Source organism: Pseudodesulfovibrio sp. JC047 (assembly GCF_010468615.1).
Taxonomy (GTDB): Bacteria; Desulfobacterota; Desulfovibrionia; order Desulfovibrionales; family Desulfovibrionaceae; genus Pseudodesulfovibrio.
On record NZ_WUEH01000082.1, the window covers coordinates 1 to 472 of the forward strand.

Annotated in this window: 1 protein-coding gene; it reads left to right on the top strand. The window is 41.1% G+C overall.

Going from position 1 to position 472, the window contains the following annotated elements:
- Positions 1–23: 23 nt before the first annotated feature.
- The coding region (locus GO013_RS16750) for a reverse transcriptase domain-containing protein (protein ID WP_163813183.1) at positions 24–472 on the top strand (449 nt) is incomplete at its 3' end.

Consider the following 472-nt stretch of genomic DNA (forward strand, 5'->3'; position numbering starts at 1 on the left):
ATCAAAACATTGATGAACCATGTGTGTATAAGAAAGGAAGTGGTAATGCAGTCATATTTTTGGTCCTATATGTAGATGACATATTGCTCATTGGAAACGATGTAGGTGCACTGTCATCCACAAAGGTTTGGTTATCATCTCAATTTCAGATGAAGGATTTGGGTGAGGCAAGCTACATCTTAGGGATCAAGCTCCTGCGAGATCGCAAGAATAAGATGTTGGCCTTATCCCAATCTTCATATATTGAGAAGATATTGGTCAAGTTTAACATGCATGACTCCAAGAAGGGCTTGCTACCTTCTAGACATGGAGTACCACTATCTCGAGATCGATGTCCAAAGACACCTGATGAGATAGAGACCATGAAGAGAGTTCCATATGCATCCGCTGTTGGAAGTCTCATGTATGCGATGTTATGTACTAGACCAGATATTTGCTTTGCCGTTGGCATGGTTAGCAGATATCAGTCAAG